Source organism: Paenibacillus terreus, from assembly GCF_042138595.1.
Lineage (GTDB): Bacteria > Bacillota > Bacilli > Paenibacillales > Paenibacillaceae > Paenibacillus > Paenibacillus terreus.
In genome coordinates this window covers 1-15,951 of sequence record NZ_JBHIRX010000021.1, presented here as the reverse complement: position 1 = coordinate 15,951, position 15,951 = coordinate 1, and the positions used below count along the sequence as shown (strand labels likewise).

The window sequence follows — 15,951 nt, the reverse complement described above, 5'->3', positions numbered from 1 at the left end:
TTACTTATTTCTGGCTGATGATCAAGGCATCGGCCTCTGGCTCGAACTCAACGGAAAGCTTCAGAACATCGCTAAAAAAGTCCTCCAGCACGTAAAGCGAGCCGTCAATTATAACTGGAGCAATGCCAAGCGAGATCGGTTCCATATCATTGTACTGGTAGTAGTCTGTATCTTTTTGCACCGTTGTCCAGGATGCGCCTTTTCTGACCTTTGCTGAATGGGTTCCTTGATTCCAAATCACGGTAAAGCCGACACTTTCAGCGACAGCTCTAAGCGGCAGCAACCGATAGCCATGTCCGGTAACCAAGTAAGCGGGTTCGTTCTCCTTTTCATTTCCATTTTTAACGATTCTAACGCTGAAGTCTGTTTGGCCCTTGATGTCTTTGGTAGTTCCGGTGACGACACTACCGGTATTCTCGGATATTGGAAATTCAGTCACTAGTGAAGCCTCTCCGGCATAAGCGGTGGGAGCGGTAGAGGCGGATAACCACAATAAGCAGCTGCTGGTGATGAAGAGCATTGGAATTTTAAAAGATTGTTCCATGGTTATGAACCTCCGCAATTCATTAGTTTCGAGAGCGATCAACAGAAAGATTAAGAGGATAAAAAGAAGAAGTGACCCACTCATAGGTCGGCACCTGTGAGGTCACTTCTTCAGCCCTATTGTTAATGTACCATACCCATTTTTATAGCTCAAGGTGATGATCGCTTATATGGTATGGCAAGAATTATGGAAGAAATGAACACAGATATGCTTCCATTTCGATTTATATTATCTCTTGAATAAGAATGTCTCTGAGTTTAGATTATCCGATCGGTCATTAACTAGTATTCTAACGATACTCAGACTCCGGTGCGAACCCCAAGCTCACATGAATTTCCTGGGAGATTCGCACTTGCTGATGTGGCAAAGGTTTTTAGCTATTTACCGAGAGATAATTACAAGAATATAATAAAGAAATGAAAGGTTCGCACTTTTGCAAGGATAATCCCTTATCCTACAAGGCCTTAATTGACCGCTGTCGCTCCTTACGCAGGAGCGTGGATTGAAATTGGTCTGAATATCCTCGAAAGATCGGAAAACAAGTCGCTCCTTACGCAGGAGCGTGGATTGAAATACTCGGTCTCCCGGCTTTAATGGTGTATCTGGTGTCGCTCCTTACGCAGGAGCGTGGATTGAAATCTTTGCGCGGACGGTGCCATGCCTTGTTTAGGACGTCGCTCCTTACGCAGGAGCGTGGATTGAAATATCAACAAGATGATGCCGGGAGCCATCGAAGCATGTCGCTCCTTACGCAGGAGCGTGGATTGAAATATGAGCGCGTCAAGCTGACAGCTAACAGCGGCACGGGTCGCTCCTTACGCAGGAGCGTGGATTGAAATATCATCCCGAGCAGATGCACCCGGGCCTTGATTGGTCGCTCCTTACGCAGGAGCGTGGATTGAAATTTAGCAATGGAGCCTTGGGTATTGAGGTCAATTCCAGTCGCTCCTTACGCAGGAGCGTGGATTGAAATAAGTACGCCGCTTCAAGAACGTTTAATAAGTCCGTCGCTCCTTACGCAGGAGCGTGGATTGAAATGCATTATGGGTCACCGATGAGGACCGACCAGCTGTCGCTCCTTACGCAGGAGCATGGATTGAAATAGTTGACATATATATTCCCCTCCCTTACATTCCGTCGCTCCTTACGTAGGAGCGTGGATTGAAATGCATTATGGGTCACCGATGAGGACCGACCAGCTGTCGCTCCTTACGCAGGAGCATAGATTGAAATAGTTGACATATATATTCCCCTCCCTTACATTCCGTCGCTCCTTACGCAGGAGCGTGGATTGAAATACCCAGACCAGCCTGTACGCCGCTGATTCCGTCGTCGCTCCTTACGCAGGGGCGTGGATTGAAATCCTAAATAAATTGTACCGTCTTGTATTTTGAGGGGTCGCTCCTTACACAGGAGCGTGGATTGAAATGAGATCACGCCAGAGGAGGCCATTGTTCGGCCGCGTGTCGCTCCTTACGCAGGAGTGTGGATTGAAATATGCCGGTGCTCGCTGGAGTAGTCGAAGATGTTACGTCGCTCCTTACCGCAGGAGCGTGGATTGAAATCTTATAGCTGCTTGCCATGATCTTGTCTGTAAGCGTCACTCCTTATCCATGAGCGTGGATTGAAATGAGGAGCAGGTCAACGGCGGTCTGAAGGATGTCTGCAGTCGCTCCTTACGCAGGAGCCTGGATTGAACTTGTTCTCTCTTTCAGAAGCCTTTTGCGCTTGCTGTGCCTTAGATGCCAATAATCTTTTTGCTTTATTTCCAAATTTTTTGTTTGAATTGAATGAAAAAAGTGGAATTTGATAGTATAATGGGCTATAAATCTGATTCTTAAGTCATATTTTTTAACCTTCTAAGTATTAAGTCACATGTTTAAATGCCTAGAACTTATTCAAACTTTTGAGTAAGCTATACTTTTTTGCAACTGGTCGTTTTAGTTAATTTTAGAAGGTAGGTATAATCCTATGAATTGAAAGGAGAGCGTATTTGGAATACATTGCGCATATTCGTGAGTCTGATAAGCAGGTACAGAGCGTTGCAGAGCATTTATTAGGCGTACAAGCTCTTGCAGAATCATTTGGCGGTAAATTAGGGGTTTCCCATATTGCCGGACTCGCCGGGATGCTGCATGATATGGGGAAGTATACGGAAGAATTTAAGAATTACATACTAATGGCTGTTAATCACCCTGACCAGCCTCCGAAAAAGGGCAGCGTGGACCACTCTACCGCTGGGGGGAAATATCTGTTTTATTTACTTCATAATTCCGAAAAAAATAGTTCAAGCAAAGAAGAAATCCTTTATCGGGTTATTTTAGCGGAGGTAGCAGGGAATGCGATCATATCCCATCATTCCTACCTTCAGGACTACATTGGTCCGGACCTTGAATCGCCATATTTGCGGCGCGTAAGTGATAAGGATTTGAGGGAGTTTGAAGACACCAAGACTCGCTTTCATGAATCCGTCATGGACAGAGAAGCATTTGATGCATATATCGATCAGGCGGTCGCCGAATTGAGAGCTTATCTTGAAAGTAATCGCTCCGTAAATCAAGAGCATGCGCTGATGATGCTGACTAAATTTATATTTAGCGCTCTGGTGGATGCGGATCGGACCAATACCCGTTGTTTTGAAGAGAATACAACATATGAATCTATAAATGCCGCAGACTTATTCCATACCTATTACGATAGATTGATGGAGAAGATTAATTCGTTTGCCGGGCGGGAGGACGCACAATCCCCGATCAATTTGTTAAGAAGAGAAATGTCGGATCAATGTGCGCAGTTTGCGGAAAAGTCGTCAGGAATCTACACTCTATCGATCCCAACAGGCGGCGGGAAGACGCTGGCAAGCTTAAGATATGCATTAAAGCATGCTCAGCTATTCGACAAACAACGTATTATCTATGTTATTCCATTCACAACCATAATTGAACAAAATTCTGATGAAGTGCGCAAAATCCTGGCGGATGAGGCTCGTATTCTTGAACATCACTCCAATGTGATTGAGGAGGATAGCGAAGATGATGAGCATGAGGATGGCTTAATGAATGTGAGGCAAAGATTAAAGCTGGCCAAAGACAACTGGGATGCTCCAATCATTTTCACGACCATGGTCCAGTTTTTGAATGTGTTTTATGCAGATGGGAGCAGAAATATCCGACGTCTTCATAATTTAAGTAAATCGGTTATTATTTTTGACGAAGTGCAGAAGGTGCCCGTTTCATGTATTTCTTTGTTTAATCAAGCCGTCAATTTTTTAAGCTCTTCCGCAAATTCCAGCATTGTTCTTTGTACCGCGACTCAACCTGCATTGGACTTTGTTCGGGATAAATTGAACATTGAGCCTGAAGCTGAAATGATTCATAACCTGGAACAGGTGGCAATTGCATTTAAAAGGGTGGACATAGTCGACCGGGCAACAAAAGAGAAGTATGATAACGTCTCATTGGCTGACTTTGTTATGGAAAAAGTCCAAGAGGTTCAGAGCGTTCTGATCGTCCTTAATACAAAATCGGTTGTAAGAAATTTATACACTTATCTACAAGAGCAAGCCATGACCACCCCTGTATATCATCTTAGTACTTCGATGTGCGCGACTCACAGATATCATATATTGGAAAATGTAAAAAAACATCTTGAAAACAGAGAACCTGTCATATGTATCAGCACCCAGTTGATTGAAGCAGGTGTTGACGTAAGCTTTAAATGTGTAATTCGTTCCTTGGCCGGGTTGGATTCGATCGCACAAGCGGCTGGCAGATGCAATCGTCATGGCGAATATGGTGTGCAGCAGGTATATGTCATCGATCATGAGGAAGAAAACTTGAAATATCTGAAAGAAATCGCAAGAGGGAAAGAGATTGCAAACAAAATACTGTTAGACTTGCGGCGGGATCAAAGCACTCATGGAGGAAGCATCCTTTCTGCACAAGCCATGACAAGATATTTCAGGGAGTTTTATACGGATTTTAAAGACAGATTGAGTTATTTTATACCTAAACTGAACAAAGAAATGACTGAGCTGTTATCAGCTAATAAGAAAGAAAATTCGTATTATCAGGCTTATTGCAGAGAGCACGGGTCACGTCCGCCTCTGTTCTTGGCTAATAGTTATAGGACCGCAGCTGAGTATTTTCGAGTCATAGAAGATCATACGACCTCTGTCATCGTTCCTTATGGAGAAGGCAAAGAAATTATTACGGCCTTAAACGGGCAGCAAAGTATTGAAGACCTTACACTGTTATTGCGTAAAGCACAGAGATTCACGATTAATATATACCCATATGAAAAAGATAATTTGAGTCAAAATGACGGATTGGTTGCCTATTTGGATGGAAAAATCCTGGCATTGAAAGAGGGAGCCTATCACGAAGAATATGGGCTAAACCTTGAAAATGATAGTCCGATGGATTTATACATGCTCTAATCTTTTTATGATTTCATTAAATGAGAGGAGGCTGTATATGAGCAAGGGGATAGAGTTTAGAGTTTACGGGAAGTATGCTCTCTTTACAGATCCTTTAACCAAGCTGGGCGGGGAGAAATTAACCTATAGCGTCCCTACCTATCAGGCTTTAAAAGGAATAGTGGAGTCCATTTACTGGAAACCCACCTTAATCATGGTTGTAGATGAGCTTAAAGTAATGAAACCTATACGCATGGAATCTAAAGGCATTCGCCCGATTGATTATGGAGGTGGCAATACTCTTGCCAACTATACATATTTGAAGGATGTCTGTTATGAAGTGCGCGCTCATTTTGAATTTAACATGCATCGGCCGGAGCTTGCGCATGACCGCAACGAAGGCAAGCATTACAGCATTTTGAAACGCAGCCTGCAAGCTGGGGGCAGACGGGATATTTTTTTAGGGGCCAGAGAATGTCAGGCTTACGTCGAGCCTTGCGAGTTCGGCAAAGAAGAAGGCTTCTATGATTCGTATCCTGAAATTCCTTTAGGAAACATGGTGCATGGCATCAATTATCCGGATGAAACTGGCAGAAACGAGATGGAAGTCAGGCTTTGGAGCCCGGTGATGCAACAGGGAATCATTAAATTCATAAGGCCGGAAGAATGTACCCGGGTTCGGAAAATCTCGGATATGAAGCCTAAGTTATTTGGCGATCAAAATCTCCAGCTGGCAGACGATCTGTTAGCCGAACTGGGAGCGGGGGAGAGGCCATGAGCTGGTTATTGAATTTGTTTGAAACCTACGAATCTAACCTGGACCGCGTCGGAGAAATAGAAAAAACATCTAACAACAGGGAATACACATTGCTGCCTGTCGCTCATACAACACAAAATGCGCATATCGTTGTTGAAATTACCGAGCAAGGTGAATTCCATTCTGCAGAAGTTATCACCAACAAGGAGGACCGGAGCACGTTCATCCCTTGTACGGAAGAATCAGCCAGCCGTGCCGGTTCCAAGGTTGCGCCTTATCCGTTGCACGATAAATTGAGTTACGTAGCCGGGGATTTCGTTGCTTATGGAGGCAAGATCAAAAATGAAGAGCCCTTTGCAGCTTATATCAAGCAATTGGAGGAATGGGCAAATTCACCTTACGCTTGTGCCAAGGTGAAAAGCATTTATGCCTATTTAAGCAAGCGGCAGCTGATCAAGGATCTGGTAGAGTGGAAAATTCTATATCTGGATGGGTACAACAAGCTTATAGATAAATGGGACAGCAAATTTGAGAAAATGTATGGTCAGAAACCATCGATATTCAGCGTAGTCACCGGTGATCAGGAGAGTGCGTTCATCCGCTTTAATGTCTACTCGCCGGATAAAATCCTCACTAAGGTCTGGAAAGACCCTGAAGTGTACGATTCATTTATTCAATACTATAGCCATCAGTTAGGGGAAGTTGACTACTGTTACGTGACGGGGAAGCAGCTGCCGAGCACGGACAGGCACGCCAACAAAATTAGAAACGCGGCGGACAAGGCCAAGCTTATATCCGCGAATGACACCAGTGGTTTTACATTTAGAGGACGTTTTACAAAGAGCCAGGATGCGGCAAGTATCAGCTATGAAGTGTCCCAGAAAGCCCACAATGCCTTAAAATGGCTCATTCATCGTCAGGGCAAAACAATCGATCAGCGTGTTTTTTTAATATGGGGAAATGATGAGCTTGATATTCCAGATATTGCCGAGGATTTCTATTCTTTCGACCCAGAGCCGGATGCCGAGAAAGTGAAAAAGAGCTTTACCAACGAAGAGTTTGCAAGTGAAGTAGCCAAAGCGCTGAGCGGTTATACTAATAAGTTAAACCCTGATTCCAAGTCCAAGGTGAATATTCTGGTTCTTGACTCCGCGACGACGGGCCGTCTTGCCGTGCTCTATTATCGGGACATGGACAAAATGTTATATCTGAGAAAGCTCATAGATTGGCACTCAACCTGTGTGTGGGTTCATCGTTACCGGAAAAACGAGCAGGGAGAGACTGTGCAATTTTTTGGAGCACCTGCGACGAAGGACATAGCTTTTGCCGTTTACGGGCCGAGGGTTAACGAAAAGGTTGTCAAAGGATTAATGGAACGAATGCTTCCCTGTATCGTGGATGGTCAGAAAATTCCAAAGGATATTGTAAGCAGTGCGATTCAGCGGGCGTCGAATCCGGTTGCCATGGAGCCATGGGAATGGGAAAAAACGCTAAGTATTACATGCGCATTGATTAATAAGCAGGAGGGGATAGGTATGCCGCTGGATACGGAAACCAATGATCGGGATTATTTGTTTGGGAGATTGCTGGCGATTGCCGATGTCCTGGAAAGAAACGCGCTAGGGAGAGACGAGAAGCGTGCCACCAACGCAATACGTTATATGAATTCTTTTTCCAGATATCCCGAAAGAACCTGGAAGACTATTCAGACGGCATTACAACCGCATCAGGCGAGACTTGGGACCAAAGCTGCCTATTATTCGCGTTTGATCGATGAAGTTGCTTCGAAACTTTCGATAAAAGACTTTAACAATAAATCGCTATCCGGCAAATATCTGCTCGGATTTTACAGCCAGCGTCATGAGCTTTATAACAACAAGAGCCAAACCAACGACGTATTACAAATAGAAACAGTACAAGAGGAGGAGTAATCATATGTCTACTTTGGATCATAAAATTGATTTTGCCGTTGTGTTATCTGTAAGGAAAGCCAACCCGAATGGTGACCCTTTGAATGGGAACCGCCCGCGCCAAAACTACGACGGATACGGTGAAATTTCGGATGTAGCCTTAAAACGGAAAATTAGGAACCGTCTGCAAGATATGGGAGAAGCGATTCTGGTTCAGTCGAATGACCGGAAAACGGATGCATTTAGCAGTTTAAGAGAGAGAGTAGATGCGAATCCTGAACTGGATAAAATTTTGAAGAGTAAGACCAGCTCAAGTGAAGAGTTTGCCAAAATTGCCTGTGAAACCTGGTTTGACGTGCGCAGCTTTGGACAGGTATTTGCCTTTAAGGGAGATAAAGGAGGCGGTGTGTCGGTAGGCGTCAGAGGTCCCGTATCTATCCATACCGCAACAAGCGTTGATCCGATTGACATTACAAGCGTGCAGATTACAAAAAGCGTCAATTCAGAGCCTGGGAAAGACCGAGGTTCGGATACGATGGGGATGAAGCACCGCGTTGATTTTGGTGTGTATGTATTCTATGGAAGCATTAACACGCAGATGGCAGAGAAAACAGGGTTCACGAACGAAGACGCAGCAAAGATTAAGGAAAGCCTGATTACCTTGTTTGAAAATGACGCTTCTTCCGCCAGACCGGAGGGTAGCATGGAGGTACATAAAGTATTTTGGTGGGAGCATGCTTCCAAATTGGGGCAACACTCTTCCGCCAAAGTGCATCGTTCTTTGTCAGTTACCTCTAAAGTGGAGGAGCCTAAAGGAATAGAGGATTATGATATTGCTTTAAATGAACTGGAAGGGCTAAAAGTTGAGGATATCGATGGCCGTTAATGAAGAAGATGAACTAATGCTCTCTGGTATTCAGCACTTTGAATTTTGCAAACGGCAATGGGCGTTAATCCACATCGAACAGCAGTGGGCTGAAAATGTCAGAACGATTGAGGGCCAGTATATCCACCGGAACGCCGATCAACCTTTTACAAGAGAAAAGCGGGGCGACAAGCTTGTCGTCCGTGCTTTGCCTGTAAGATCGGCTGAACTGGGGATTGCAGGTATTTGTGATGTCGTTGAATTTGTAAAAGATGAACATGGCGTTGAAATCAGCGGTGCGGAGGGCAAATATATAGCTTTTCCCGTCGAATACAAACGAGGTAAACCGAAGCTGAATGATGCCGATGTTCTGCAACTGGCAGCCCAGGCAGTCTGCCTGGAGGAAATGCTGCTCTGTGAGGTATCTACCGGGTATCTTTTCTATGATGAAATCAAACACAGAGTTGAAGTGAAGCTGACCTCCGAAGTTAAGAATAAGGTAAAGCTGATTGTGAAAGAAATGCAGGATTATTACCGCCGCAGACATACTCCCAAAGTGAAAACCGGAACATTTTGCAAAAGCTGTTCTCTTCAAGATATTTGTTTGCCCAAGCTGATGAACAAGCAATCGGTGAAAAGCTATATTGAGGGGAAAATAAAAGAATGAAGAAGCTGTTAAATACGTTATACATCACACAGCCATCGGTTTATTTATCGCTGGATGGAGATAATATCGTGCTCACAAAGGAGCAGGAGAAAATGGGCAGGTTACCGTTGCATAACCTGGAATCGATTGTGGCTTTCGGTTATACGGGAGCCAGCCCTGCCCTGATGGGGTATTGTGCAGAGAATAATATTTCCATGATGTTTCTAAGTATGAATGGTAGATTTCTGGCCAGAGTGATTGGGCAAAGCAAGGGAAATGTAGTGCTAAGAAAAAAGCAATATATCATGTCCGATAATGAGACCTTATCTGCCAGGATTGCACGAAACTTTATTCTGGCCAAAATCTTCAATCAGAAATGGATGCTGGAGCGCATGACGAGAGAGTATCCGTTACGGATCGATGTTGCACAATTCAAAGAAACCAGCAAGCAGTTATCTTCTCTGATTTATGAGATAAGAGAATGTGAGCAGTTGGACAGATTAAGGGGGCTTGAAGGTCAAGCAGCTGTCAGTTATAACAAATTATTTAATGAAATGATATTGCAGCAAAAGGAAGATTTTTATTTTTATTCACGTTCTCGCAGGCCGCCATTGGATAACGTAAACGCCATGCTCTCTCTGGCTTATACTTTGCTGGCACATGATACCGCATCCGCACTGGAAGCGGTTGGATTGGATGCCTATGTGGGTTTTCTTCATCGAGACCGGCCCGGTCGTGCATCCTTGGCACTTGACCTTATGGAAGAACTTCGTGGCGTCCTGGCGGATAAGTTTGTGTTATCGTTAATCAACAAGAAACTCGTGAAGAAGGAAGATTTTCTGCAAAAAGAAAATGGCGCTGTTATTATGACTCCTGAAGCCAGGAAAACGTTTTTGGTAGCTTGGCAAACCAAGAAGCAGGAAAAAATAACCCACCCATATCTGGGTGAAAAAATCTCTTGGGGATTGGTTCCACACGCGCAGGCTTTGCTATTGGCGCGTCATTTGCGTAATGACCTGGATGAATACCCTCCGTTTTTATGGAAGTAGGTGCAGTAAGTGTTGATATTAATTACGTACGATGTAAGTACATTGAGTAGTGCGGGGCAGGGCAGGCTGCGAAGAGTATCGAAGATATGCCAAAATTATGGACAGCGGGTGCAAAATTCAGTTTTTGAGTGTATCGTTGACGCGGCTCAATTTGCCGAATTGAAAATCAAGCTGAACAGTGTCATTGATCCGACCGAAGACAGTTTGCGATTCTATCAGCTAGGCAACAATTACAAGAACAAGGTTGAGCATGTGGGTATCAAACAATCGATTGATATAGAAGGCCCATTAATCTTGTAGTGCGAATATGAAGCTCCCATAAAAACCCCGGGTCATTCGCACCAGTTTTATTACAGATATTGTAATATAATTTGTTTGGATACTGTTCCTTTGTTTTTATTTTGAAAGATATAGATTGATTTTTAGCCAACAGGAGGTATTAATTCCTTTTGTTGGCTAAAAATCGCTGTCGCTCCTTACACTGGAGCGTGGATTGAAATGTGCTTTCTTTCGGACTCATAAATTCAAAGCTTCGTCGCTCCTTACACTGGAGCGTGGATTGAAATCGCTTATTTTTCCGAACCCTGCAATACACATTTGTGTCGCTCCTTACACTGGAGCGTGGATTGAAATCCGATTGTCCCTCATGTCATCGATGTGGACTTGTTCCAGTCGCTCCTTACACTGGAGTGTGGATTGAAATATAAATGCTCCCATGGTTTAGATTCCTCCTTTCACGAGTCGCTCCTTACACTGGAGCGTGGATTGAAATAAGTAGCTACGGGAGCAACAGCTCAGGAAATGGTAGTCGCTCCTTACACAGGAGCGTGGATTGAAATTTACTATTTTCGAACGGGACTGTGAGATATTAGAAAAGTCGCTCCTTACACTGGAGCGTGGATTGAAATATCTTGGATGTTGGCATCGACCCCGCAACCGGCGTCGCTCCTTACACAGGAGCGTGGATTGAAATCACGCGACTATGACGCCTCCTATTGCGAATACAGCGGTCGCTCCTTACACAGGAGCGTGGATTGAAATATCTGCCTTACCGAAGATAGTAAACCCTGCAGCTATGTCGCTCCTTACACAGGAGCGTGGATTGAAATACGAATAGCGAGAGATTCCAGGGAAGTAACTCGCCTAGTCGCTCCTTACACAGGAGCGTGAATTGAAATATCCAATTCACTGCTGGCCGTCTTGGCCCCCGTGTCGCTCCTTACACAGGAGCGTGGATTGAAATCTAGCATTGCTGCTAAGATGTCCATTTTTTTTTGACAGTCGCTCCTTATTCAGGAGCGTGGATTGAAATCTTCGGGAATGCCAAGATCGACGCCATTGTGAGTCGCTCCTTATGCAGGTGCGTGGATTGAAATCTTGCGGACTACGGCATTAGGTTGGACTGGTGGGATGTCGCTCCTTACGCAGGAGAGTGGATTGAAATGTTAAGATGACGGCCGGTTCCATCGTTAAATCGCTGTCGCTCCTTATGCAGGAGCGTGGATTGAAGTAGTCGATTGATGGCGCTATGCCGCAAAACCAAAGGAGGTCGCTCCTTAGGCACAAGCATGGCCTGAGGATACCGGGGGTGTCCCGATAGTTGCGCCACTCCTAACGAAGGGCGCGAATGGGGAGATTCTCTCTCCATTCGCGTTATAGGTTTGAGGTGGTAATTTATAGGGAAACCCGCCTATCCATAATGAGGAACAGGCGGGTTTATTAGATTTTATATGGAATCACTTAGTCTTTTTCCGTGCCCATAATCTCCCGAATTATATTGCGGGCTAAGTGTATTTTCTCCGGATTCGATTTTCTGAGGATAGATACAATTTCTATAATTTCTTCATCAGACTCGACTATCTTTGGATCTTCATCTACGTAGGTGAATAACTGAATTAGATTAACATCCAATGCTGCTGCGATTTTGGCTAAGTTCAACAAAGATACATTTTTTTCGCCACGTTCGATCTGTCCTATGTATGAAAAATGAAACCCTCCTTTTTCCCCAAGAGTCTCCTGCGATAAATCTTTTTCTTTACGCAAAACACGAATTCTGGCACCTACCAGTTTCAATATTTCCTTATCCTTCATGTATCTACACCTCACTATTAAAAAGTGTAGACAAGTTTTTATAGAGCATACACTAGTCGATTGAAATCATTGATACTAATATGTATCAATTGTATGTATAATAATCTTATCCTTATTCTTAGGGGGGAATTAGATTATGGAAAGCAATGTCTCTTATGTAAAGTATGCGCCTTTAAGACACAAAGAGCTGCAACGAATGAATATATCACCTTCGGAACAACAAGATAATCTTGAATTAATAAGAAAAACGCAATACCTTTATGATCTATCTGTTAATTTCCACAATATTGCACACCATCACATGAAATTATCCTTAATTTTTTGTGATCATAACCAGCCTCTTTCTAGCCTGATCCTTTGCGATTGGGCTATTACCTCCATGCTCAAAGCTTTATACATCAAAGAGAACAACAAACCATTTCCGGAGAGATTTTTCTCTATGGTAGAACTTTTGCACCTGCTGCATACTGAATCTGCTCCTGCGTTGGATGTTGTCATTTTCATCGGCACCATTCAGTATCTTACTTCTCACTTGGAGAGAGACCAAATCTCTAAAATGAAGAAGAAAAACGTCACCCGCTTGCTGAAAAGAACTGATGAGATTCTATATCTACTTTCAACAAGAATTATGAACAACCCCTCAGAGCGCTATCAATCTATTTTCTAAAAAGCTTCATGTAAAAGAAGAAAAACCACATTAATGAATTGCTGGTGCGAACCCCAAGCTCACATGAATTTCCCGGGAGATTCGCACTTGCTAGTGCAATAAGGATTATGGCTATTTACGGGGTAATGATGGCAAGAATATAATAAAGAAATGAAGGGTTCGCACTTTTGCTTAGACGATCCCTTGTTCTATAAGGCCTTAACTGGCCGCTGTCGCTCCTTACACAGGAGCGTGGATTGAAATATTGTCTCCACCTTCAGCAACCGGCTTGATATGGTCCACGTCGCTCCTTACACAGGAGCGTGGATTGAAATACCGCGCATTTTAAATCACCTCAGATCAATCTTAATCGTCGCTCCTTACACAGGAGCGTGGATTGAAATTTGTACAAAAAGGAGTGTGGGAAGCATGGGTGTCGTGTCGCTCCTTACACAGGAGCGTGGATTGAAATTACCTCACCCAACAGTCCTGCCCCCGAAACCGTGTCGGTCGCTCCTTACACAGGAGCGTGGATTGAAATTACATCGCCAACGAATTGCTGTCATTAATCGAAAGTCGCTCCTTACACAGGAGCGTGGATTGAAATTTCCGCCTCCCATACTTTCACGTAAGACAGACGAAGTCGCTCCTTACACAGGAGCGTGGATTGAAATGACTAAACACCGCCTTTTGCAACAGAGAACTTATTTCGTCGCTCCATTTACAGGAGCCTGAATTTTTAAATGCATAAAAGTGAAAGTGAATTGTCAAATGAAGCGAAAGTCTGTGGAAGATAGCACGAAGGTCATATCAAAGTTGGACCTAATGCCGCTGTGCCCTGAATTTCTATTTTAGTAGAATTTAATTCTATAAAGTGGAAATGGGAGTGTAGGCATGGCGAAAATACAGATACCTGCGGATCTCATGATGGAAGTTGCTCGAAGGCTTAGAGTTGGGAAAGATCAGTTAGAATACATACTGGAGCAAAACTTATCTAGAACGACTGCCTTGTTGAATGAGTTTGAGGGAGACACAGCGAGAAGGTTCCGTTCTCTGCATGAAGAGAATTCGAAGCTACTTGGCTTGGTCCCGGTAAATCTCCAAAAAGCAGCAGATGAATTAGTTTCCATTGTGAACAAGTTTGTTGACGCAGACTCGGGCATAGTCCAAATTCCTGATCTCGTTGGGACGATGAGCATTCATGATTATGCTGGAGATTTTTTCAAACCGGACTTTGGAACTATCGGGCCTGAGCATACCAGTTTTGCCCAACTGAATGAGCTGCCTGATAATAAATATGCTTCTACCGAAAGGCCACCAAGGGAAGAACCGGAGAAAGGGTTCGGCGACCATGTTAGTGATTTTTTCGAAGGGGCATGGAAACCACTCAGCACATTGGGCGATGACATAGTTAAACTTGGCGAACAAATGGAAGAAGACCCAGTAGGGACGCTTGGTGGAATGGCACGAGATGCGATTGCTGCACCGGTGGAGGGCGCGGTGAGTGGGGCAACCTTCGGGTGGAATTATCTTTGGGGCTCAGGTGGCGCAAGGGAACAGGTAAAAGAATATGTAGAGACGGAAAAACAAGAATTTGAGGAGCAGGGTGCGGCCTTTTATGCTGGAACAGCAGCCTCGACATTGGCTGTTCAGTTTCTTGGTAGAAGAACAGGTATTAAAGGAAAGTTAGGGGACGGTGGAAAATATGCCATTAGCAATGGGCGGGATAAACTGGAGGATAAAGTTTCTAAGAGGAATGGTGACTTTGAACAGGCTTTATACCGCAGAACTTCCAACACAGGAGCATTCAAGGACCTCTCTGAGCCGATGCAACTAAGACACGTTGAAAATGTAGCTAAAGATGCGGAAATAGGGTTAAAGGATATAAAAATAGAAATAGTTCGAGACCCTGAATTAGTTGGAAAGGGCTTATACGGTTGGGCTGACCCGAAAGGAAATAAGATTATATTATATCCGGATGCATTTAGTGATAAAGAAAATCTAGTTAAAACATTAGGTCACGAGAGAATTCATATTTACCAAACAAAAGTATTTGGTAAGCCCCAAGGTCAGGAGATGTTACTTGAGTTTGAGAAAGGGGCCTATGGCTCAGAGGATTCGTGGTGGGAGTATTATAACAGAAAGGAGAAATAAAATGTCCGAATCTCAATTTAAGGATTGGATTAAGCTATCTGCTGTCATAGCAGATGTGCAAGATACTACAAATATTGAATGCCCAAACTGTCACCAATTTGATGTGGATTATCAATATGTCGGAGACATACAGTCAAGAACAGGTTTTTTGGATATCTGGTGTAATGCTTGTCTGCACGGTATTCATTTATCAAGGACAAAAGCACCTGAAAAAGCTTCCATAATCCCATTTGATGCAGTTGAAGAATATACAAAGAAAGTTCCTAAATTCACTCCAATCGAACCAGTATAAATTTGTCCATTAGGAGATAACAAATACGGCTGGATATAGGTAAGGGCGGTGGATGGATAAAAATGGAGAATGAAAAATGGAAGCTCGATGTATTTCTGTTAGATGGTTACACATATCGTGCGAATGTAAAATCTATTCCTATTGTGGTAAGATTATCATCTACAGATAAAATTGAAATCGCGGATAAAATTGATTTAAGAGAAATATTGCTTATACAAGATGGCAAAGATGTCTTCGGAGGATATATTAGATCCCGATTGGGAATGGAAAAAGACACAATAACCATCTCTTCTGAAAAACCCCACCATATGTTATATGATATATGTAATTATGAAGATAGCGAATTGAATCCGGGCGAGTATGGAGTGAGTGTTAAACTGCAAGCTTACCGTTACGAGAATGGGGAGAGAAAGGAAACCGTTAATTTAGAAGGAAAGACAAAGCTAATAATGATGTAACCTTTAATTTGCTGATCAAGTGTTTTTAAAAACCCCAGGAAGAGTTGGTCAAGACCCCATTTTGTAGACATTGAAAAAAGACCCTAGGCGGTAAACTGGCGTCGGTACTCTACCGGCGTCAG

General features: G+C 43.6%; 13 protein-coding genes and 2 CRISPR repeat arrays. Of the genes, 11 read left to right on the top strand and 2 right to left on the bottom strand.

Annotated elements, in window-relative coordinates; all coding sequences use genetic code 11:
• Positions 1 to 4 precede the first annotated feature (4 nt).
• On the bottom strand, positions 5 to 544 hold the full coding sequence (locus ACE5KN_RS26520; RefSeq protein WP_375527613.1) for a copper amine oxidase N-terminal domain-containing protein: 540 nt from the start codon (positions 542 to 544) through the stop codon (positions 5 to 7).
• A 477-nt stretch (positions 545 to 1,021) separates the two neighbouring features.
• Positions 1,022 to 2,041: direct repeats of the CRISPR family, unit length 32 nt; unit sequence GTCGCTCCTTACGCAGGAGCGTGGATTGAAAT.
• A 496-nt stretch (positions 2,042 to 2,537) separates the two neighbouring features.
• Here ACE5KN_RS26520 and cas3 point away from each other — a divergent pair.
• The 7 genes from cas3 to cas2 are packed head-to-tail and all read left to right on the top strand — an operon-like array spanning position 2,538 to position 10,488.
• Positions 2,538 to 4,982, top strand: coding sequence for a CRISPR-associated helicase Cas3' (gene cas3 / locus ACE5KN_RS26515; RefSeq protein WP_375527612.1), 2,445 nt, complete (start codon positions 2,538 to 2,540; stop codon positions 4,980 to 4,982).
• A 37-nt stretch (positions 4,983 to 5,019) separates the two neighbouring features.
• Complete coding sequence (cas5c, locus tag ACE5KN_RS26510; protein ID WP_375527611.1) at positions 5,020 to 5,739, top strand: type I-C CRISPR-associated protein Cas5c; 720 nt, start codon at positions 5,020 to 5,022, stop codon at positions 5,737 to 5,739.
• Entirely contained in the window at positions 5,736 to 7,649 is a 1,914-nt protein-coding gene (cas8c, locus tag ACE5KN_RS26505) for a type I-C CRISPR-associated protein Cas8c/Csd1 (RefSeq protein ID WP_375527610.1), read from the top strand. The genes cas5c and cas8c overlap by 4 nt, the downstream gene beginning before the upstream one ends.
• A 4-nt stretch (positions 7,650 to 7,653) precedes the next feature.
• Positions 7,654 to 8,514: a type I-C CRISPR-associated protein Cas7/Csd2 gene (cas7c, locus tag ACE5KN_RS26500; protein ID WP_375527609.1), complete on the top strand. Its 861-nt coding sequence runs from the start codon at positions 7,654 to 7,656 to the stop codon at positions 8,512 to 8,514.
• Positions 8,504 to 9,160 carry a CRISPR-associated protein Cas4 gene (cas4, locus tag ACE5KN_RS26495; RefSeq protein ID WP_375527608.1) on the top strand — a complete coding sequence of 219 codons (657 nt, stop codon included), beginning with the start codon at positions 8,504 to 8,506 and terminating at the stop codon, positions 9,158 to 9,160. The genes cas7c and cas4 overlap by 11 nt, the downstream gene beginning before the upstream one ends.
• A complete protein-coding gene (gene cas1c / locus ACE5KN_RS26490; RefSeq protein WP_375527607.1) occupies positions 9,157 to 10,188 on the top strand; it encodes a type I-C CRISPR-associated endonuclease Cas1c in 1,032 nt (343 codons plus the stop codon). Before cas4 ends, cas1c begins: the two co-directional genes overlap by 4 nt.
• 9 nt (positions 10,189 to 10,197) lie before the next feature.
• Positions 10,198 to 10,488 (top strand): CRISPR-associated endonuclease Cas2, encoded by a 291-nt coding sequence (gene cas2 / locus ACE5KN_RS26485; RefSeq protein ID WP_375527606.1) that lies wholly within the window; start codon positions 10,198 to 10,200, stop codon positions 10,486 to 10,488.
• 1,440 nt (positions 10,489 to 11,928) lie between these two features.
• On the opposite strand, the gene ACE5KN_RS26480 is transcribed toward cas2, so the two are convergent.
• Entirely contained in the window at positions 11,929 to 12,279 is a 351-nt protein-coding gene (locus ACE5KN_RS26480; RefSeq protein WP_375527605.1) for a helix-turn-helix domain-containing protein, read from the bottom strand.
• Positions 12,280 to 12,415: 136 nt separating this feature from the next.
• On the opposite strand from ACE5KN_RS26480, the gene ACE5KN_RS26475 reads away from it, so the two are divergent.
• From ACE5KN_RS26475 to ACE5KN_RS26460, 4 genes are all read left to right on the top strand, one after another.
• Positions 12,416 to 12,946 carry a hypothetical protein gene (locus ACE5KN_RS26475; protein ID WP_375527604.1) on the top strand — a complete coding sequence of 177 codons (531 nt, stop codon included), beginning with the start codon at positions 12,416 to 12,418 and terminating at the stop codon, positions 12,944 to 12,946.
• A gap of 211 nt (positions 12,947 to 13,157) precedes the next feature.
• Positions 13,158 to 13,600: direct repeats of the CRISPR family, unit length 33 nt; unit sequence GTCGCTCCTTACACAGGAGCGTGGATTGAAATT.
• 219 nt (positions 13,601 to 13,819) lie between these two features.
• Positions 13,820 to 15,079, top strand: a complete 1,260-nt coding sequence (locus tag ACE5KN_RS26470; RefSeq protein ID WP_375527603.1) for a WXG100 family type VII secretion target — start codon at positions 13,820 to 13,822, stop codon at positions 15,077 to 15,079.
• A 1-nt stretch (position 15,080) separates the two neighbouring features.
• The gene (locus ACE5KN_RS26465) at positions 15,081 to 15,371 is read left to right on the top strand and encodes a hypothetical protein (protein WP_375527602.1); all 291 of its coding nucleotides are present in this window, start codon (positions 15,081 to 15,083) and stop codon (positions 15,369 to 15,371) included.
• Between the two features lie 62 nt (positions 15,372 to 15,433).
• A complete protein-coding gene (locus tag ACE5KN_RS26460) occupies positions 15,434 to 15,829 on the top strand; it encodes a hypothetical protein (protein ID WP_375527601.1) in 396 nt (131 codons plus the stop codon).
• Positions 15,830 to 15,951 lie beyond the last annotated feature (122 nt).